We start from the raw sequence: 18992 nt of genomic DNA, 5'->3' as shown, positions 1-18992 counted from the left end.
TCATCGAAACGCCATATAAAAAACATTGGTTGTGAAATTAATCATTTCAGCAGAAAACCACTCAATTAACATAAAAATACTGGCAAACACAGCCAACATTTTCAGACCAAATGGCAAAGTTTGCTCCTGTATTTGCATTACCGTCTGGAAAAGGCCGACAACAATGCCAACGACCGTAGCAAAAGCGATAGGAACGGAAGTAAGCTTTAATACAAGAAGCATAGCCGAATTTCCGATAAATAAAATATTATTCATGACATCATCAAATCAGTATATTGTGAAATTAATCCCTTGGTTAGCAGGCTCCAGCCATTCATTGCAACAAAGAGAATCAGTTTTATGGGAATAGATATTGTTACTGGGCTCATCATCATCATTCCCAGAGCCAATAAGATACTAGACACCACCATGTCAATAACGACGAAAGGCACATAGAGATAAAAAGCAATTTTAAAAGCACTTTGTATTTCACTTAATGCATAGGCAGGCATTAGCGTCATGAGTGGCAAAGCGCTTAATTCGTGATCGTCAACCTCTGGTTCAAGAACAACGTCATTCTGCTGTTGTACTTTATTGAAAAAACGAATCAGATCGTGATCAGAATAACGCACCAAATACTCCCGATAGCCGCCTAACCCTTGGTCGACTAACTGCGTAACGGAGTGACTATCATTAAAATCAATGTTATTGGTTTCGATGTAATTGGAAATACGCTGACAAATCGGCATCATAATAAAAGCAGTTAGAATCAGAGCCACTCCATTTAAAGTTAACGTAGAGGGCACTTGTTGAATACCAAGCGCATTGCGTACCATAATCAATACAATGGAAAACTTAATGAAACAGGTTCCCCCTGCAATAAGAAAGGGTAGCAGTGTAAAAAAAGATAATAGTGCGATTAAAGAAATATCATTGTTAAGCATCTGAACAACTCGTTTCACCGCTTGAAAAATTACCAAGCTGATAAATCTCAACTGCTAGCGTACCATTTTCCAATGCAACTAATTCTCCATGAGCAAAATATTTTCTATTTAAATAAATTTTCACCTTTTTCTCAGCGTCAGCACTGAGTGGCAGAGAGCTGCCAACCCTTATATCTTCTAAATCAGCCAATACCATGCTATGGCTATCAAGAACAAATTCGATATTTACTGGAATATTTGACCAGTCAAACAACACTTCTTCTTCACCACAATAATCTTCCGAAAATTCATTTAATTGTTCTTCCACAATAACCTCCTGGCTCTGGTAACTAAAACGAAATGACCTCTCCCCCCCGATAGTCAATACTGGGGAGTAATTCTTAATCAGTAATAAATCCCCTGTGGCAACATCCATCAACACAGAGAGCGGCAACTGGCTATGACCCAACACGTATTGCAACGTAAAAGGAAGAGCTTTCAACCAGAACGATTCCATATCCCCTGTCGCATACCCACTCGGCCAAGTAAGACACAATAACGGACAGGGCTGTGTAGGTAGGGAAAGTAATTTCTCCGGCAACGAAGACGTCGGCAAGGTTAAATGGTGTACATACCAAACCGTTTCTTCTAGCATGAACGCTAGTTGCATGGTATCCAACCATCGCACCAGATAGTCAACCGGCACTTGTGCCCAAGGAACCCCCGGCAAACGTGCTTTCATCTCTCGTAACCACAGATCAACATCCAGGAAAGCTTCCGCTTCTACCCCCTGCTTATTGTGTAATAGCACATGCAGATAACGGCAGTCTGGCTGCGCGGTGATAACTTTACCCCCTGCAAACCGACTGCAATGCTGTTCTAATACCGTCTGGCCAAGACTTTTCACGCGTAAATGGCTGCGTAAACTCATTCTTGTTCCTCATCCTGAGCATCTTGCTGCTGGTGACGCTCATGCTCCTCGCCATCTTGCTCAGGTTTCAGTAACTCGGGCGTATGACCGGATAAATGTACCATCTGCCTGGATAGAACATCAGCGGCACGAGTATCTGAAGGTAACAGCGTAATATTTGCGTCGCGCCTTGCCTCGGTCGGAATAGAAACCTTGACTGAGTGATCGCCAGCCCAACGCTGGAACGGGTAATCGATATCGAATGAACGGCTCGCCACGTCATGCTTACCATTTGTAGCAGCGACAGCGTTTTGCATCGTTTTTTGCAGCATGGCGTTCATCGAAGAACGTTGAGCTTCAGGACCTTTCGCAAGATCTGTACGTTGTGTCTGTAATTCCGCAAAAGGCAAGTGTGTATTCGTCGTTATAGCCGCATTAGCTGCAGTGGTCTCAAATGCTGATTTTTTCTGCTCCACAGCCAATTTGCCATTCAAAACCTGTTGAGCGGACGGAATACCCTGCATCAATGGAATATGGGTATTGCTTGCATTATTTTTATTTATTCCGATGCTACTGTTATCGGGATTAAGCCTCTCACTATTCTTTCCTGGAGATAACGCGCCAGCCAGCTCGGAGCCATTGACTTTCACTGCAGCCAGAATAGACATACGACGTAAATGCTCATCACGGGTCTTGGTGGCTAACAATGTTGCCGCACCCAGCAAATCTTTTGCTGCATGCGGGAGTTTCTTCACATTACCTTCTACGGGGAAACAGCCTCCGCCATGAACCTGATGCTTACTATCCGGCAGTTGGAGATAACGTGCTACGCCAGTAGAAACTGCGGACACTTCATCCTCGTCTTCTTTTTTCTTTTTATAGACTTGCTCGAAAAAAGTATCTTTATCTAAAGGCATATCAGTGTAAATATTACCTTCACGTTTCACAGTTGGCGTTTCAAAAAGCTTTTCTACCATAGCCAGCGATCTCCTGAATGTCATTTTCGATGTTATTTTCACTACGGCGTAAATACTCACGACGGATTCGCTGTAAGTAGAAAGAAAGCTTGTAATGCCTTTTATCCAGCACAGCCATTGCAGCGCGATACTGATGAATTTTTCTCTCCTCAGTATCTTTTTTTCCTTCAAGCTGCTTTATTTCTTGAGTGATAAATTGTTGCCTATTTAATAAAGCACCTTGACGCCGTATCCCTGCATAAATATCATCCCGACTGACCAGGCCGGAAGGCGTGAGTTTTTTCATTTGTTGATCAATAGACATACACTCTTGCTGATGCTGAATAATAAGCAACTTTATTTGTGAAAGACAATTTTCAGCTGTAGCAATATTGCCGTGTAAAATGTCTTGCTTGTGCTCCAGCATTTGTACAAATCCACGCCCTCTACGCCACACATTCATGCAATTTCTCCATACAGATCTGTATTGCCGTTTTCTCTGTTAAGCATTGTTTTAGGAACATTTCCATTTCACCCTTCTTATCAAAGGCCGCATCGTTGTCTTTATTTTCTCCCCGACGATATTCGCCGAGATCGATGTACAGTTGCATATCACGTTGGCGCACCAGAAATTCGCGGAACTGCGTCGCCAATTGTTGGTGTCCACTCTCTGTCACCTGCGGGAATACACGGCTAATACTCTGCAATACATCAATAGCGGGGTAATGGCCTTTTGCTGCCAATTTCTGACTCAGATAGATATGACCATCCAGAATGGAGCGAACTTCGTCACCAATAACGTCCGACTCTTCTTCATTTTCTATCAGAACCGTATAAAAAGCGGTGATTGAGCCAGTCAGAAAGCGCCCAGGACGTTCCAGCAATTTTGGTAACGCTTCAAAAACCGAAGCCGGATAGCCACGCCGTGCTGGCAGTTCCCCCATACTCAGTGCCACATCTCGCAGGGCACGGGCATAACGGGTGATCGAATCAACAAACAGCAGTACATCTTTGCCCTGCTCGCTAAAAAATTCAGCGATAGTAGAGGCAACTTGCGCAGCATTACAGCGTTCGACACAGGAACGGTCAGAAGTGGCATACACCAAAATGATTTGTGACCGCCTGGCAGACTGGCTAAGCGTTTCAACAAATTCTGTCACCTCGCGACCACGCTCACCGATCAACCCGATGACATAGACATCAGCTTCAGAGTGCTCAATGAGCATGCTCATTAGGGATGTTTTGCCACATCCAGCTGCAGCAAAAATGCCAATACGTTGCCCCCGACCACAAGTGAGTAAACCATCAATCGCTCTGATACCTGTGGCCAAAGGTGCGTCTATTGGCCGTCTTTGAGTAAAATCACGCGGCATCCCACAGGCTTCAAGGCTCTTACCACCAATGATTGGTAGAACCGGACTCTCATCCAAACGCCCACGAATATTCCCTGTCGCATCAACGATCGCACCAGCCATACTTTCATGAACTTCAACGCGGAATGGCTTGCCAGTTGGCAACAACATATTGTTCCGAGAAAAACCCTGATTATCAGTAAGTAAACTTAATAAGGTATGTTCCTTATTAAAACCAATAACCTGAGCAAAACCCAGTACTTCAGGTTCAAGTATGGATTTTTGAATTTCACATATCTCGCCAATTCTCGTACTAGGGAGATGTGCTTCGATAATATTTCCCTGAATACGTAATGGATGAGCAAGACGAACAAGACATTGCGCGACCATGTTGCTAAACCTCAGTAATTAAGCTAATACTCTACGATAGTCCTGCATAATTGACAGGTAGTGATTCAGCATTTCCATAAATGCATCAGAAGATGCTAAGGATGGCTCTTTTACCTGCGCGCGTAGTTCTAAATTTCCGTCAATGGGATATAAACAAGGTTGACCAGCATGAAATATGCTTTCATTATAATCCAGCATTACAGGAAAGAGACTTGCGCTGCAATAAGACAATGAGGAAATATTGTAGTCACAAAGTTTGGCCCACACCCAAACGTCATCATCCTCACTTTTAATATGAATGGTAGGGATATCATCTTTCATATTAAGAGAAATAGTCGAATGATTATTTAACCCCTCATCCAGTATATCTGTAATACCAGCATTATTTAACATTTCTGAAATCAACGCTACAATATCATGTTTCATTTAACTACCTCTGCTTAGTTTTCAAGAGAACTAATAACATCAACATCCATGCCAGCAGAAACTTCACCAAAAGAAATCACTTCCATTTCTGGATGGCTCCCTTCGATAATTTTCTTTACAAACCGACGGATATCAAGTGAAACCATCAAAACAATATCTCTAGCATTGATGCCATTATTTTTGATGCACTCTTCAAGACTACTAATTATATTTTCCGTCTCTGGGGGGGATAAATTAATAAACGTCCCACCAGATGTCTGACGCACTCCGCCACGTACCGTACTTTCCATATCATGAGACATGACTAGTGTTCTGATACGACCATTAACGGCAAAGCGGTTTGAAATATAGCGTGATAACCCTCCTCGAACATGCTCAGCGAGCATAATAGGATCCTTTTCTTTAGGCGCCCACTGAACCAATGATTCAAGAATTAGCCGCATATTCCTGATAGAAATACGTTCCTGCAACAAGCGTTGAAAAACCTCTGTGATACGTTGAACAGTATTATTTCGATAACATTCCTTCAGCAGCTCAGGATATTTTAACTCCAGATCATCTAATAATGTTTTCGCTTCCTGGATACCAAAAAACTCAGAAATATTATGTACCAGCAACGTAGAAACACAGGTATAAAATTCATCGATTGCATTGCGGGTATAGTAGCCAAGTTGCTGAACTCTCTCACAACGTGAGTCTGGAATCCAATAAGCATATCCTTGGGATATCTCTATCCTTTTGACACTCTTATCAAGCATCATTAGCTCATCACCGCGCATTAAAACCTTGCTCATTCCTGGGAAAATATCATATACAGAAACGGTAATTTCATTAATAGCAACACTTAACTTACCGCGTTCAGTATTTTCCTCATAGTTCATCATAACATCAGGTAGGCGCACGCCATACTCAACAAAAAAATTCCGTTTCAGTAAAGAAGAAAAGTTATTATCCTGAAAATATTTCTCGTAACCTTTCCAGGCAGTAATAATCAGCGGTATTGTTTCTGGTATATACTCGCCATCAATCATCACGGGTTTACTCTTCAAATTACTTTTTTCTTCATTTTGTAAATTGTCCGTATTCGTCTTTTTCTTTTTCTTTTCGTCTAAACGATGTTTTAAATATATCCCCAGTAAAATAAGCGCCAGCAAAGTAAAAACGGGTAGCGGGAACCCCGGTAACAGACCAAGGGCGAACGCTAAAAATGCAGTAATAACCAGAACAAATTTGTTAGAGAACATATCCTGTATAATTTTTGCCCCTAGGTTATTGTTCTCATTGTTATTTACCCTAGTGACGATCAACCCACCACTAATAGAAACCAGTAGCGCAGGAATCTGAGCGACCAATGCATCACCAATCGTCAGCAGCGTATAAAGTGATAACGCTTGAGACATGCTCATACCATTCTGTATGACACCAACAGAAATGCCCCCAATGAGGTTAACAAAAATGATAATAATACTGGCGATTGCATCTCCCTTGATAAACTTCATTGCGCCATCCAACGCACCGTAGAGCTGGCTTTCCGCCTCTAAGTCGGAACGACGCCGTTTTACCTCCTTCTCATCAATCACACCAGCTTTAAGATCTGCATCAATGCTCATCTGTTTGCCTGGCATGGCATCAAGAGAAAAACGCGCAGCTACCTCAGCAATACGTTCAGAACCTTTAGTAATGACAATAAACTGTACAACAGTCACGATGAAGAAAATAACAAAACCAACTACCAGGTTATCCGCAATGACAAACTCACCAAAACTGGTAATAATCTCACCAGCATCGGCATCTGCCAGAACCAGTCGACTGGTACTTATAGAAATGGCCAACCGGAATATTGTACTAATTAATAATATAGAGGGGAATGTAGAGTAATCGAGGATCCTGCTAATATAAAAAGATCCTAAAAAAATGAGCAAAGACATGGTCAGATTAAGACCAATTAGAAAATCAACAAGATAGGTCGGTAATGGAACAATCAACATTACCACAACCATAATCATCATCACCAGAATAATGAGTTCTGGTCTGGTTCTAATTTGCGAAGCGAAATTTTGTAGCATTTTTACCAACACATTAACTAGCGAAAAAATTATTAGAAAATGGATATTTACTTGTAAAACTCATTCCATATTCCTGTGTTTTTTTCTTTTTCACTTAGAGACGTCATTAACGCGGAGATAAAATCCAACACAATATTTCGATATGCAGGGTCAGCGTAAAGAGAACCAGGCGTATTATTATAAATATTGCGTAACGTTTGGATAACCGTCGCACGCTGTTTAATTAATAGCAATGACATATAATCATGACTGAATGTTTTCAACATCGATTCAAAATTTTCAAAATCAATTAACCCCGTCATATAAAGCCTCACTATCTGTTCTTCACCGACTATCTCCTGCTGATTTCTCATCTGTTCACGGAATGGAAATGCAAAAAAATTTTCACTCAGTGAGTGATCCAATGTATGGAGGACACGCGCATCAGAAAGCTTAGCGCTTAACGGACCAAATTCGTCAAAATGAATGCCTGGCTCATTTGCCTTCATATCCGCTACTAAAGCGGATAGCGTAAAAGCTAATAGGCATTGACGATTGTGATAGCCATATTCATCAATCCAGTCTTGGTAGATAAATCCTGCGGGCAGATCCAACTCAAGAAAACGCAGATAGCTACTGCGTAAATCTTTTGCTGAAAGCGATTTATCCCCCTCTGCGTCACTAAAGCGCCTGGCAATACGGCCAACATTAATACCCGACTGCATTTTTTTACTATCGCCGAATTTTTCTAAATCTTTAATCGCTTCTTTAATTTTTTTCTTTTGTAGTTCCGATAATTGACGGCTAAGCAGCAACTCACGTAACGCCAGCATTAAATCGCTATCATTCGGGAAAAAACCGCGAGCAAGATTAAGAAAATGCCCCAAATTTCGTATGTTAGCAGCCTGCTTAATAAGCGAGCCGAGTTTTTCATCGGCCTTATCTTCAAGCATTGAAGAGACGAAATCATTGTCTGCTGAATCATTTTTCCGGCCGGATTTGCTAAAACGCCCAAATGCACTGAGCAGATCGGCCATTTCCTGTGCTGCATTGCTTATTTCTTCCTGTAAGCTAGCCAATGGAACCTGTTCCATAGCCTCATCAGACGCGCGATGAGGCGCGCGGTTAGCCGGGCTTTGAAAGTTAGAACGATGAAGTTCTACAGCCCCAACAGAACGAATAGACATTTATTTAGCCCAGCCTTTATTGTTTGTTCATATTTTCGCGAAGCATGGACACCGTTGATTTCAACGTGACCTCACTCCCTGCCAAAGTACGACCTAAAACCGAGTTATCCTCACCATCACGTCCCTGCCAAGTTTCTCCGTTCACCATTAATTTTGGTTGAATGAGGAATAAGCGCACCATTTTCTTATGGCTCACGTAGCTATAGTCAAATAACTTTCCCAAAAAAGGGATATCACGTAGCACTGGGATTCCCAGACTATGGTGCTCATCTTGATCGCGGCTATAACCTCCAACTAATAAGCTATAACCAACGGGAACCCGTGCTTCCGTACTAATCTGAGTATTATTGACCATAGGGATACTATCTACATTTTCAGTATTACCATTAATATCAACCGGAACGCCACCATCCTGAATATTAAGGATCATTTCAATTTCCTGCTGGCGCGGGGACAACCGAGGCAGCACACTAATCATGGTTCCGTAGGTGATTTTTTCCAATGAGGAGGTTCGCTCTCCTACTAACTTAGCGTAAAAGCTGCTGTTATTATCAAACAGCGCAGGAACATTTTCCTGAGTCAAAATTTCTGGGCGTGAAACAACCTGTGCATTGCCTTTTTGAGCAAGAGCGGAAACGTCTGCCAGAAAGTTGAAACTGTTCTCCGGTGTCAGCGAACTGGTATTAAAAGTAACACCGCCATTTGATATTTTTGCGGCAGCCTGCCAACGAACCCCCAGTTGATTAATATCGTCTTTTGAAACATCAATAATCCACAATGAAAGCTGAATTTGCTGCTTCGGTATATCAATTGCACTAACCAAATCTTCAACAAAACTAACTTGTCGTTCTGAGCCTTGTACTAACAGGCTATTGGTAGCCGAATACGCTACAATATTGATGCTATTCTCGTTTGTCGATTCACCGATGCTTCTACGAGAAACCGCGCTGGCAGCACCACCAAATGACGGTAAAGGAGGAAAATTTCCACGCTGGCTAGCGGAAACTGCGTCTAGTGCATGCTGAGTATCTGTATCAACGGTAATGCGGGCAGGCGCGGCGCGACTACCTCCATTATCATAAGAACTATTCAATAACTGATTGAGCACCGTAGCAATCCCAGGTACGGTTACTGGCGCATCTCGCTGCGTATAAGTACGATCATTAACAAAGGCATTCTTTAATTTAATGACGCGAATTACGCTTTCTCCTGTCCCAGGCTTGGCATAAGTCGCATCAATATACTTTGCAGCCGCCGTGATCAATTCCACGTAGACAGGTGGCCCAGAAACATAAAATGAGCCAGCCTGTCCATTAGACCGTAACGGGAAACGCTCATCATAAAGACCTGAAGACTTAAGATAAGCAACCAAACGATCGAAAGGTGCATAGGCTAACCTCACCACGCTACTCTGAATTTCGTTGGTATCATAAACGTAAATAGAGCTGCCATCATCGTACCATATGAGCCCCGTGCGTGAAGTGAGCGTGCTTAATAATTCCCTCGGTCGACTGAGATCAAAATTACCAGAAATCCGCTTCTTAGCTGCTTCGGTACTGACGATTACGGGCTTATGTATCACGCCACCTAAAACATAAAACAACTGTTGAACGCTATTATTATTGGCAACATAGATATTTTCATCTTCACGATTCACATCAAAACGCTCTACGGGATGTACCTGTGAATTTCCCTGTTCAATCAGCTTCGAATAAATTTCAGGGCAGAATAACATTCCTATCATCGCGATAAAAAAACCACATGCATTTTTATTAAAAAATTTGCTACTCATGAAGAAAACCTTCTAGTCTTTTAAATTCCCGTGGAGTAATGCCAAATAATGATTTTATTTCACTAGAAAAATGGGAAGAGGAGGCGTATCCATTATCTCCAGCAACCATTGATATAGATTTATTTTTTTCAATAAGTTGTAAAACGCTGGATGCCGCACGCCATAATCTTAGTTGCTTTTTTGGCCCACAGGAAAACGCATTGTTGCACAATTTTCTAAAATAGGATTCAGATACACCGTAAACTTTACAGACATTATAAAGTTTATTCATATCTCTACTTTTTTCATCATCCATTAATTGTGATAATAAAAAATAAGCTATCCAGTAGCTTTCCATGTTGCGTATAAATGTAAACATATCATCAATAGAATCTTCTCTCTGCCTCAATCTATAACTTATCAGCATATTAAAAAAATTATTATTTTTATCCTTAACCGACGAAAAGAAACTACGCCTAGATGCCATTGCAGCAAGGTTTTTGGTAACGTCGTTATCACTACCAGAAAGCCTGCCACATATTTTTTCTTGATAGTCTAAGAAAGAAAATAGTGTGGTTATCTGTGACATGGGGAAAATTTCAATAACCCACTCGCCTTGTAATTTTAAAACCATGCTATCTTGGGTCGCTAAGATAGCAGAGGAGGACATGCAATTTTGATGTTCATCATCCGAGTACATAACGAAGGACAGCGAGGAATATTTATTCATCGGTCTGGCAAACAGTAATGTATCATTCACTTCCAACACTTCATCCCGTAGGACGCTGCATGGAAAATGATTTATCCTGCTTTCACTAGGTCGCTGCACCCCTGAATGATGGCATGGTGCCAATCCCGCATTTGCCATAATCATAGTATTTACCTCTTATATTTCTCTTTCTAAAAATCAGAGCATAAACTAACATTTTAAATAAAATCGACACATTACTAAGATATAAAGAATATTCAAATTTCTAACTGCTAATTGCCAAAATAAATAATAGAAGATGATGACAACTTTAATCTCAATCTCTTTCCCGTTTAATCTAACAGAAAAAATAACAGGATCAATTGAATCGAAGCGTTTTTTGAAAAAATCATCTTTTTTTAAAAAAATAAAAATAAAATCAAAAAAAAATAATTTGCCCTACCCCCTCAATCTGGCTAGAGTGCAACGCGTGGGTCAAGTGCGATATCGCATTACTAAAACATCCAACACACATTGAGTAGCTCAATAAATTATAAAAATAATTGGGTTTAACAAAAGAACAGTGAAAGTGAACGGTTCATTTTATGAATAGCCAAATGAAAGAAAAAGTTGATGAAATACCATTAGATGAAACACCGACAAGTGATAATCCATTGAATAACTTCACGATAAAATTGCTATTTGGTCCTATGTTTGGTTGCGAACTGAATGTTACCGCTGGCGATTATTTCTTGATTATCAACCCAAGTTCTACGCTGCAGGATGAAACAGCTGGGATCTCATCAGTACAAGAACATGCCGTACACTATACATTAAATACACTGTACATTCCCTGTAATGTTCTTTCGCCAAATATAATACTACGCCTGTCACATCGGCTGGAAAATGAAGATAAAGCGGGATACGGTGTAGAGATTCTTGATGTTTCAGGAAATGAAAACGTACTCGTTGACGAGAACGAAATATTTACGCACGGGCACATCTGCTTTGCTTTTAAGCAAAGCGAAAAAATCTGGTCTGAAGACATACTGAACTACAATCTTCAATCAACTGAACAGAAAAGTGAGCGTGTTTTAGCTAATCATGACATCGCCAGATTTTTTAACAAAAGAAAAAATCGGGCGATTGCCTTTGGTTTATTCCTTCTTTTTTTATTGTTAATCTCAGCTTCGATTGTTTGGTACAAAAAAATAGAATCCGATCGACATGTACTAACATTAAATAGCGTGCTTTCTGGTTCACCATCACCTCTGGAAGTAGTGAAAAGTCGTGATGATAAAACTATCTTCGTTCTTGCACAGAAACTGCAGGAAATGGAATGGGCACAAGAAGCCCTATTCATCAAAATTAAAGATAACCAAAATGTTGTTCCTGTATGGTTAGCTCAGCATAAAGAAGAGACTATAGCGCTGTTGTACCAAGCAGGCTATCCGGTTCTACAACTTGATTACAGCACCCCCCAACATCCTGTTTTGGCAATTTACTTACCATTATCCAAAACAGAAGAAGAAAATCTAAAATCGATTCTCCTCCAAAAAATTCCTTTTGCCACAGACATAAAACTTATCGTTAAAGATAAAAATCAGTTACTAAAAGAAGCCAGGCAGGGGCTCGATCGGCTTCATATCGCTTATCGGAAAATCAATACAGAGGTGGGCTATTCGCTGATAATACGTGATGCACTCAGCGACAGCGTACTAACGTCTTTAAACCAATATATAAAAAAATTTAACAGCCAATGGGGTAGCAATATTATCAATTTCTCAATCAACCTTGATGAAAATTGGTTGCAGGATAAGTCCTATGTGGACTCATCTAACGGATATCTGTTTTTAAACCCTCGCCATTGGTACTTTCCACTGAAAAAAAGAGACATAAACTATGACTGATCTAACTCACCCAAAGTTAGGATACAACAATGATTATTTTTTAGATGATGTTTCCGGAGCCTTTGAAGAAGGCGCCGAAGCAATGATGAAAGATCTAAATGCTGCACAGGCTGAACTAGAAAAAGATCCATCCAATCCAGCAGTATTAGCCAACTATCAGGCAAAACTACAGGAATACACTCTCTTTCGTAGTGCGCAAACCAGCACAGTTAAAGCCTACAAAGATATTGGGGCTAGTATTATTCAAAACTTCCGTTAACGTTTAGGGGGCCAGGATTCCCTGTGCCCATTTTTTATTTAGGACATGGTATGAACCAATCAGTTAAAGCATTATCGTCGCTAACCCATTTAACCCCCTACACTTTTGCGCCAGAAGATAATTCATCTATCAGCGTACACGATCAAAATTTTAACAATTTAGTTTCTAGCACGTTTGAAGAAACTAGTAAAAAAGATGTACAATTCAAAAATGTTATTAATATGCTAAGCCAATCACCAGAATATACCAGCGATCCACAAAAACTATTAATGTTGCAAAGTTACATAGGTGAATATAGCAACTACGTGTCTCTTGTTAGTACGTTAGCACGTAAAGGGGTCGGTACTATTGAAACACTGGTAAAAGCACAATAATGATAAAAAAAACATTTCAGATGATTGGCATTTTCTTTACAGTATTGATGTTGTCAGCTTGCCGTGAAGATGCCGTCCTTAATGACTTGACTCAAGAGCAGGCCAACCAAGCGTTGGCCATTTTACAGCAGCATAACATTGCTGCAAAAAAAGAGGGCACATTGAAATCGGGCTATACTATCACCGTTGATAACCCTGAGGTCACTGCTGCACTTTCTATTATTAGTCAATATAAATTGCCTTGGTCTGCCGATGTACAAATAGCAAATGCGTTCCCAGAGAGTTCTTTAGTTTCTTCACCGAATGCCGAACAAGCTCGTGTGATTTCTCTACAAGAGCAAAGGCTGGAACAGTCATTGAAAATTATTACGCAAGTAGTTAATGCTAAAGTACACATAAGTTATCCCTCTTTTAGCAATGATGTAGGAAATAAAAAAAAAGACGGACATGTTGGCATTCTTATTTCTTTCAAAGGAGAAATTGATGAAAATATTTTTATTTCTAAAATCAAATTATTGATTAAGAACAGCTTGGATGATGTGCGCTATGAGAACATTTCCATCGTACTTTTCTCCGCTCCACTCATTCAGTATGCCTCACCGATAAAATCGCCTGTATCTACACCAAGCTTGTGGACAATACTCCTTATAGCTATTGCCATGTGCGCAACAGCAATAACCTCGTATGTGCTCTATAAAACCAGTAGGAAACCTCCCATCGTTCAAGAAAATAACAATGCGGAAAAAGATAATGAGCCGCTGGACAAAGATAAGGAATCGCTTAATCATGAAACCTAATATAGAACAGATGATGAGTATTTTATACTATCCAGTAAATTATACCGACCCGAGTCATTTACCAGAAGAGCTATTGGTAAATGAAATATGGGATGAGACGCTGATAAATTACTGGTTACTGACTCAATATAAACTTGAGAATCTGCCAGTAAACAGCACGCCATGCGACCCCACATCATCACTTATAATCGCGTATTGGCAGAAAATACCCACGATTGCCCACCTGATCGGTGGGTATTTGCTACGTAGTCAATTACTGAGCCAGGGGGCATCGTTGTTAATAGATCATCGATTACTAACATTTATCTCTCTCCCCCTTGTACACCATGTAGCGATGAAAAATGTAACGCAGCACATAGATACTTACGCATGGGGGATGGCTTTTATTCTTAGCCAGCTCACTAATTTTCCAATTGCACTGAGGCAACGCCTTTTTCTCAGTTTTCCAGCGCAAATGGCACTGCCAGCAAACCCAATATCAAGTCACCCAGATCATATTAATTTGTTAAGAATGGCAATCACTTATGCGAACGATTACCAAAAATGAATTACCGCAAGACTTCAATAAACTCACGTTAATTAAATCCAGCGAACGGGCTAGATATCGTCGTATGGTCAATGCTCTGGAAAGTACACTTAAGCGTTGCAGTGAAATTCATGAAGAATATGAATCTCACACCGTCAGGTTAAGAGAAAGCTGCGAAAAAGAGGGTTTTTCAACAGGTTTTTATCTCTTTTTTTCTCAGTTAATCACAATGCTGGATCAATATGAAAAACAGCAAAACTCACGTATGGCCACCATGCGTGAGCATTTGATTACGGCATTAAGATCTTCGCTACACGATCCTGTTATTGTTGAGCGAATTATTCACCACTTGCAAGAAAAATGCGGGCATCAAAAAGATCTAAGAATTGTGATACCTAAAATTATCCCACTTCCCGATGGCGTTGATACATCTCATTATCAATTCACCGATGACAATCACATTACGGTACAGAACGAAACGGAGGCAATCCGATTCCCGAGTGAGTCACTTTGTTGGGAATGGATCCATTATGCAGATGATGAAATAGACTCATTGAACAAAAAAATAAACAGTATCATACCAGATACTCTCGCCAGTATTGCAACACGACTAACTTTATTGTGCCAGAAAGAAAATATCAATAAAATCATTGAAGAAAAGGAAAAAAATGAATGACAAACATTGACAGAATAATTCAACATAGCTCTAATTACGATAGTTATTCCAGCATAAATGAAAAATCAGACCTTCACGAAAAAGTATTACTTTGTGCCAAAAAAAACTATATTAATTATGATGATAATGCATTTTTAGAAAAACTAGCGCAACTTTCACCTAACACAAAAAAAGAAGAATTTCATACCTATAATGATGAATTAACAACAGGGACAGATAATACATCCCCACTTCTGGATGATAAACAATTATGCCTGTCAATATTTTTGAATGCGTTTATGGCGCGTATGTTACAGCCTGATTATCTCCTTTCATACGATGATGATTAATTAACACATCACAACATCACCCGGACTAATACTTCCCAGTTTAAGACTGGGATATATATCATGATGAAGAAAAATATTATTCTCACCCTACCGTTCCTTTTTCCAACACTGGTGACGGCCGCAACGCAGCAGTATGATTGTATTACTGAAGCAGCGATGTGCTTTCAAATTAATCCATTACTAATTAAAGCAATTATTTTTCAGGAATCTGGAAATAGGCAGCATGCCATAACAAAAAATAAAAACAACACAATAGATGTCGGTCTGATGCAAATAAATAGCATTCACTTTAAGGAACTCAGCTCAATCGGTATATCAGAACAAACACTACGAGAGAATAGTTGTGCTAATGTGTTCTCCGGTACATGGATACTACATAAAGTCATTCAGAAGCATGGCTACTCTTGGGATGGCATCGGTAAATATCACTCCAGCACTCCACATCATCATGATAAATATATAAATAAAATCATCTCCATTATCGTGAATAAAAATCAAGATTTGAATGAGATACAAGTTTCTTTACATGAAGATGTGCACAAGAAATTCAAGTGCAAGCCTATTCATTAGAAATATGTTCTTCTCTGTGATACTGTCATCATAGAATATGATGACATGGGATACGAGAACTATCTTTTTTAGAAATAATTATAAATTCGACATAGATAATTATAACGCTAAAATTTTAAAATTAAAAAAACAGTTGATTTCTAAATAGTTTTGCATAATAGCGCTACATTTACAGGCAGTTTTCCCCTGTCAGCACTTGCCTCGCACAATGCATAATGAGAAGTAAAGCATCAATGTGCGAAGTTATTTAGTTCAACGTAATTAATGGGAAAATCTTTTTAAAAAAAAGAGGGGGTTATGATTTAAGCAATAAAATTTTCGCTTTCATATTTCCATAATTTATTTTTTTAAATTTTATATTTTTACTTTCCGGTTCAGCTATTAAATCAGCGGATGAAACATCTTCTTTTTTTAAAGTGCTAGAATGAAAACAATACAAAGAAAACAATTATCATTATATAAAAAACGCCAATTATTTTTGTAAAAATTACATTTAACTACATGGCAGCAGGTCATTGTCTATTAAAAAAATTCAAATTTAAAATAACTCTGGCGATCCTAAATACCGCTCTAGTGAACGGTATTAATTTTAAATATATAAAACCAAACTCTTTCATTCCTCTTAAAAAAATTGAATAGTTAATGGTTTGTTTCTTACTCACCTATTTGTTTTCTTTAGTTTATGTCTAGCCTGAATAATCCTCGAGAGCATAGAATCTTTTCTTACTTCGGCACCCACAATGATTTCTTCATTCTCCTTTGAAGAATCATTATAATAATTGGAAATCAATGAACCGGAAACTGAATGTTGAGCACCTAGAAAATTAATAGACTTAATACCACCAGAGGAATTGCGAGAAACGGAACTCGAATTATTTTCGTCAGCTCGCCGTGTTATCGATTGATAAAAGTAATCCATCTCTTTTTTCATCATTTTAGAATCTAAATTACTAGAAGAGATATTGGCTCCGCAGTCAATAATAACACCTTCAATTCCTTTACAAATTGTAGCAATCCATGACAATTTATCTTTTTCCATACCAGAGCATTGGTTTTTCAATCTTTTTTGTAACGAGTCAGAAATATCTACAACATTTATTGAGCGATCCATAAAAGATTTATACAATTCGTTCTTAATTCCTTTCTCGTTTTTAACACAATTGATTTTGTCAAATAAATATGAAGCTTTTGATAGATCTTTTTTTTTCAATTTCCCATCGGGATTATCAATTATTCTATTCAAATAAAAATTTATCTTATCAGCGGTAACCTGTGATGAAAAAATGCTACTACACATATATTTTCCCCATGCTCTTGGATAAAAGTTTAAGATATCATCTTTGATATCAGCTAAAATATAAAAAATAGATTCCTTAAAAAATATAATTAAGCACCGTCAATAATTATTCCGTGTATTAGGTACTGTTTTTTCCACTAGAAAAACACATTACATTTTTTTCTTTTTTATTACAAAATAAAAGATCATCTTTGTCATCATAAAGCGAATTTCCAGACCATATAAAATTTGTACTAACACGAGCACGCTCTTCATCTGGATTTAAAGGGATTTCTCGCATTTTCGATCCTTTCAAAATCAGGCCGACCATAAAAACAACGATGCTACAGGTAAATAACATAAATATTTTTTTCGGAAAAAATCCTTTTTTAGATAAAAATCTATTCGCTAAGGATGGTTCATAGGCAAATAAAAATTTCGATTCTGCTATGGCGCGCTTGTTATCATCAAATACTTCAGAATTGCAATCTTTCCACGCAATATTTCTCTGCTCGACTTCGCCAATATTCACATCTGGCATGCAAAAAGATGGCTCTGTCGCAAGCTGATAGCCCAGCTTAGGGATCGTAATGATAATATTTTTATTTTTATCTTCCAAGGTACGCCTCAATGATCGAATCACTTGCGCAATGCTTTGAGAGGTGACATATCCTCCCTGCCATACCTCTGCTAAAAAATCATCTTGTGAGACGGGCTTCGGATATTTACGGCATAGCAGAGCGAGAACGTCAGCTTCTTTTTTTCTTAATTGGTAAATGTCTTCATCTTTTTTAAGACTTCTCATTTTTATGTTGAAAACAAAATTAAGGAAATAAACCTGTCCGTCATTCATCGATGTATCTTTCATACCTAATCCCATGGAATATTTTTTTCATATACTCATTGTGAAATAAACTTTCGGTACAAGCGTAAAATTACACTCTTATAGGCGTGGCAATAAGGGGTCATAACATCACTATAACAAATCCACATAAGAGAATATAAAAATACGATAGGAAATTTCTTATTATTGAATAGTGATGATGGACACAGTCTATCGCCCGCTTTTTAAACAAAAAGCAAACGAAGCATGTCAAAATGCCGACGTGGCATAAAATGAGACGCAGTGGTAGAGAATATTTTTACGTATAAACAATAGCTTTCAGGTTTTTTCATCAAAAAAATTTAATTCAAATAACGTCCAAAATTAATCAAACGCACCAACAGCATTTCTATTTATTTTCCCGCTTACGTTATACCTGAGAAAACCTAACCTTTTCAAATAAACTGTTATCTTGCGCTGCCTTGCATAATTTTCACCATCAGAAAATTATGCAAGGCAGCCAAGATTTTTTAAGGAAGAAAGCCATGGAGATAACTCACCTCTACCTGTTAATTATAATAACATCGGCATTCAATAGGCTCTACCAAAAAACGCCTCAAGTAAAGATGAGTGCAAAAATATAAATACTCCAGTAAGGCAAGTTTTTCACTTTTCGAGATTATTTTACATATAGCCGATACTCAGCCAAGAGAGATTATTATGCTTAAAAATCAATTCACTAAGTACAATTCACCACTGCTCTTAAAACTGTATGCTAGCCAGCTTGCCTAATTATACACCCCATTTTTTTCTCACACGTCATTA

Annotated in this window: 21 protein-coding genes; 8 read left to right on the top strand and 13 right to left on the bottom strand. The window is 38.8% G+C overall.

Features of this window, described 5'->3' with window-relative positions:
* From sctS to JFY74_03080, 11 genes are read right to left on the bottom strand one after another with little or no spacing between them, the layout of a single operon-like run.
* Positions 1-255, bottom strand: coding sequence for a type III secretion system export apparatus subunit SctS (gene sctS, locus JFY74_03130; protein ID QQG29074.1), 255 nt, complete (start codon positions 253-255; stop codon positions 1-3).
* Positions 252-923 (bottom strand): EscR/YscR/HrcR family type III secretion system export apparatus protein, encoded by a 672-nt coding sequence (locus JFY74_03125; GenBank protein ID QQG29073.1) that lies wholly within the window; start codon positions 921-923, stop codon positions 252-254. Before JFY74_03125 ends, sctS begins: the two co-directional genes overlap by 4 nt.
* Positions 916-1833, bottom strand: coding sequence for a FliM/FliN family flagellar motor switch protein (locus JFY74_03120; GenBank protein QQG29072.1), 918 nt, complete (start codon positions 1831-1833; stop codon positions 916-918). The genes JFY74_03125 and JFY74_03120 overlap by 8 nt, the downstream gene beginning before the upstream one ends.
* Complete coding sequence (locus tag JFY74_03115) at positions 1830-2789, bottom strand: hypothetical protein (protein QQG29071.1); 960 nt, start codon at positions 2787-2789, stop codon at positions 1830-1832. Before JFY74_03115 ends, JFY74_03120 begins: the two co-directional genes overlap by 4 nt.
* Positions 2770-3231, bottom strand: a complete 462-nt coding sequence (locus tag JFY74_03110; protein QQG29070.1) for a type III secretion system protein — start codon at positions 3229-3231, stop codon at positions 2770-2772. The genes JFY74_03115 and JFY74_03110 overlap by 20 nt, the downstream gene beginning before the upstream one ends.
* Positions 3215-4510 (bottom strand): type III secretion system ATPase SctN, encoded by a 1296-nt coding sequence (gene sctN, locus JFY74_03105; protein ID QQG29069.1) that lies wholly within the window; start codon positions 4508-4510, stop codon positions 3215-3217. Before sctN ends, JFY74_03110 begins: the two co-directional genes overlap by 17 nt.
* 18 nt (positions 4511-4528) lie before the next feature.
* Positions 4529-4936 carry a hypothetical protein gene (locus JFY74_03100; protein ID QQG29068.1) on the bottom strand — a complete coding sequence of 136 codons (408 nt, stop codon included), beginning with the start codon at positions 4934-4936 and terminating at the stop codon, positions 4529-4531.
* Positions 4937-4950: 14 nt separating this feature from the next.
* Complete coding sequence (locus tag JFY74_03095; GenBank protein ID QQG29067.1) at positions 4951-7002, bottom strand: EscV/YscV/HrcV family type III secretion system export apparatus protein; 2052 nt, start codon at positions 7000-7002, stop codon at positions 4951-4953.
* A gap of 47 nt (positions 7003-7049) precedes the next feature.
* Positions 7050-8168, bottom strand: coding sequence for a type III secretion system gatekeeper subunit SctW (sctW, locus tag JFY74_03090; protein ID QQG29066.1), 1119 nt, complete (start codon positions 8166-8168; stop codon positions 7050-7052).
* A 16-nt stretch (positions 8169-8184) separates the two neighbouring features.
* Positions 8185-9912, bottom strand: coding sequence for an EscC/YscC/HrcC family type III secretion system outer membrane ring protein (locus tag JFY74_03085; GenBank protein ID QQG30433.1), 1728 nt, complete (start codon positions 9910-9912; stop codon positions 8185-8187).
* Positions 9913-9952: 40 nt separating this feature from the next.
* Complete coding sequence (locus JFY74_03080) at positions 9953-10813, bottom strand: helix-turn-helix domain-containing protein (GenBank protein ID QQG29065.1); 861 nt, start codon at positions 10811-10813, stop codon at positions 9953-9955.
* A gap of 431 nt (positions 10814-11244) precedes the next feature.
* Here JFY74_03080 and JFY74_03075 point away from each other — a divergent pair, with 431 nt between their 5' ends.
* From JFY74_03075 to JFY74_03040, 8 genes are read left to right on the top strand one after another with little or no spacing between them, the layout of a single operon-like run.
* On the top strand, positions 11245-12537 hold the full coding sequence (locus tag JFY74_03075) for a PrgH/EprH family type III secretion apparatus protein (GenBank protein ID QQG29064.1): 1293 nt from the start codon (positions 11245-11247) through the stop codon (positions 12535-12537).
* A complete protein-coding gene (gene sctF / locus JFY74_03070; protein ID QQG29063.1) occupies positions 12530-12796 on the top strand; it encodes a type III secretion system needle filament subunit SctF in 267 nt (88 codons plus the stop codon). The genes JFY74_03075 and sctF overlap by 8 nt, the downstream gene beginning before the upstream one ends.
* Before the next feature lie 50 nt (positions 12797-12846).
* Entirely contained in the window at positions 12847-13170 is a 324-nt protein-coding gene (gene sctI / locus JFY74_03065) for a type III secretion system inner rod subunit SctI (GenBank protein ID QQG29062.1), read from the top strand.
* Positions 13170-13967, top strand: coding sequence for a type III secretion inner membrane ring lipoprotein SctJ (sctJ, locus tag JFY74_03060; GenBank protein ID QQG29061.1), 798 nt, complete (start codon positions 13170-13172; stop codon positions 13965-13967). The genes sctI and sctJ overlap by 1 nt, the downstream gene beginning before the upstream one ends.
* Positions 13957-14514: a type III secretion system protein gene (locus JFY74_03055; protein QQG29060.1), complete on the top strand. Its 558-nt coding sequence runs from the start codon at positions 13957-13959 to the stop codon at positions 14512-14514. The genes sctJ and JFY74_03055 overlap by 11 nt, the downstream gene beginning before the upstream one ends.
* On the top strand, positions 14492-15169 hold the full coding sequence (locus tag JFY74_03050) for a type III secretion protein (protein ID QQG29059.1): 678 nt from the start codon (positions 14492-14494) through the stop codon (positions 15167-15169). The genes JFY74_03055 and JFY74_03050 overlap by 23 nt, the downstream gene beginning before the upstream one ends.
* Positions 15166-15498 carry a hypothetical protein gene (locus tag JFY74_03045; protein ID QQG29058.1) on the top strand — a complete coding sequence of 111 codons (333 nt, stop codon included), beginning with the start codon at positions 15166-15168 and terminating at the stop codon, positions 15496-15498. Before JFY74_03050 ends, JFY74_03045 begins: the two co-directional genes overlap by 4 nt.
* Positions 15499-15558: 60 nt before the next feature.
* The gene (locus JFY74_03040; protein ID QQG29057.1) at positions 15559-16068 is read left to right on the top strand and encodes a lytic transglycosylase domain-containing protein; all 510 of its coding nucleotides are present in this window, start codon (positions 15559-15561) and stop codon (positions 16066-16068) included.
* Between the two features lie 658 nt (positions 16069-16726).
* Here the strand turns inward: JFY74_03040 and JFY74_03035 are convergent.
* Together JFY74_03035 and JFY74_03030 are read right to left on the bottom strand one after the other, a co-directional pair.
* Positions 16727-17365: a hypothetical protein gene (locus JFY74_03035; protein ID QQG29056.1), complete on the bottom strand. Its 639-nt coding sequence runs from the start codon at positions 17363-17365 to the stop codon at positions 16727-16729.
* 118 nt (positions 17366-17483) lie between these two features.
* A complete protein-coding gene (locus JFY74_03030; protein QQG30432.1) occupies positions 17484-18197 on the bottom strand; it encodes a winged helix-turn-helix domain-containing protein in 714 nt (237 codons plus the stop codon).
* Between the last annotated feature and the right edge of the window lie 795 nt (positions 18198-18992).

This window comes from Pectobacterium carotovorum (genome assembly GCA_016415585.1).
Classification (GTDB): domain Bacteria; phylum Pseudomonadota; class Gammaproteobacteria; order Enterobacterales; family Enterobacteriaceae; genus Pectobacterium; species Pectobacterium carotovorum_K.
This window is presented reverse-complemented; position numbering and strand designations above follow the sequence as displayed.

Bases quoted from the DNA above. Each gene is read 5' to 3' on its own strand.
- JFY74_03040 (QQG29057.1), top strand. From the start codon at position 15,559: ATGATGAAGAAAAATATTATTCTCACCCTACCGTTCCTTTTTCCAACA.
- sctW (QQG29066.1), bottom strand. From the start codon at position 8,168: ATGTCTATTCGTTCTGTTGGGGCTGTAGAACTTCATCGTTCTAACTTT.
- sctF (QQG29063.1), top strand. From the start codon at position 12,530: ATGACTGATCTAACTCACCCAAAGTTAGGATACAACAATGATTATTTT.
- sctJ (QQG29061.1), top strand. From the start codon at position 13,170: ATGATAAAAAAAACATTTCAGATGATTGGCATTTTCTTTACAGTATTG.
- JFY74_03125 (QQG29073.1), bottom strand. From the start codon at position 923: ATGCTTAACAATGATATTTCTTTAATCGCACTATTATCTTTTTTTACA.
- JFY74_03110 (QQG29070.1), bottom strand. From the start codon at position 3,231: ATGAATGTGTGGCGTAGAGGGCGTGGATTTGTACAAATGCTGGAGCAC.
- JFY74_03085 (QQG30433.1), bottom strand. From the start codon at position 9,912: ATGATAGGAATGTTATTCTGCCCTGAAATTTATTCGAAGCTGATTGAA.
- sctI (QQG29062.1), top strand. From the start codon at position 12,847: ATGAACCAATCAGTTAAAGCATTATCGTCGCTAACCCATTTAACCCCC.
- JFY74_03115 (QQG29071.1), bottom strand. From the start codon at position 2,789: ATGGTAGAAAAGCTTTTTGAAACGCCAACTGTGAAACGTGAAGGTAAT.
- JFY74_03100 (QQG29068.1), bottom strand. From the start codon at position 4,936: ATGAAACATGATATTGTAGCGTTGATTTCAGAAATGTTAAATAATGCT.
- JFY74_03055 (QQG29060.1), top strand. From the start codon at position 13,957: ATGAAACCTAATATAGAACAGATGATGAGTATTTTATACTATCCAGTA.
- JFY74_03050 (QQG29059.1), top strand. From the start codon at position 14,492: ATGCGAACGATTACCAAAAATGAATTACCGCAAGACTTCAATAAACTC.
- JFY74_03080 (QQG29065.1), bottom strand. From the start codon at position 10,813: ATGATTATGGCAAATGCGGGATTGGCACCATGCCATCATTCAGGGGTG.
- JFY74_03095 (QQG29067.1), bottom strand. From the start codon at position 7,002: ATGCTACAAAATTTCGCTTCGCAAATTAGAACCAGACCAGAACTCATT.
- sctN (QQG29069.1), bottom strand. From the start codon at position 4,510: ATGGTCGCGCAATGTCTTGTTCGTCTTGCTCATCCATTACGTATTCAG.
- JFY74_03120 (QQG29072.1), bottom strand. From the start codon at position 1,833: ATGAGTTTACGCAGCCATTTACGCGTGAAAAGTCTTGGCCAGACGGTA.
- JFY74_03075 (QQG29064.1), top strand. From the start codon at position 11,245: ATGAAAGAAAAAGTTGATGAAATACCATTAGATGAAACACCGACAAGT.
- JFY74_03035 (QQG29056.1), bottom strand. From the start codon at position 17,365: ATGTGTAGTAGCATTTTTTCATCACAGGTTACCGCTGATAAGATAAAT.
- JFY74_03045 (QQG29058.1), top strand. From the start codon at position 15,166: ATGACAAACATTGACAGAATAATTCAACATAGCTCTAATTACGATAGT.
- sctS (QQG29074.1), bottom strand. From the start codon at position 255: ATGAATAATATTTTATTTATCGGAAATTCGGCTATGCTTCTTGTATTA.
- JFY74_03030 (QQG30432.1), bottom strand. From the start codon at position 18,197: ATGAATGACGGACAGGTTTATTTCCTTAATTTTGTTTTCAACATAAAA.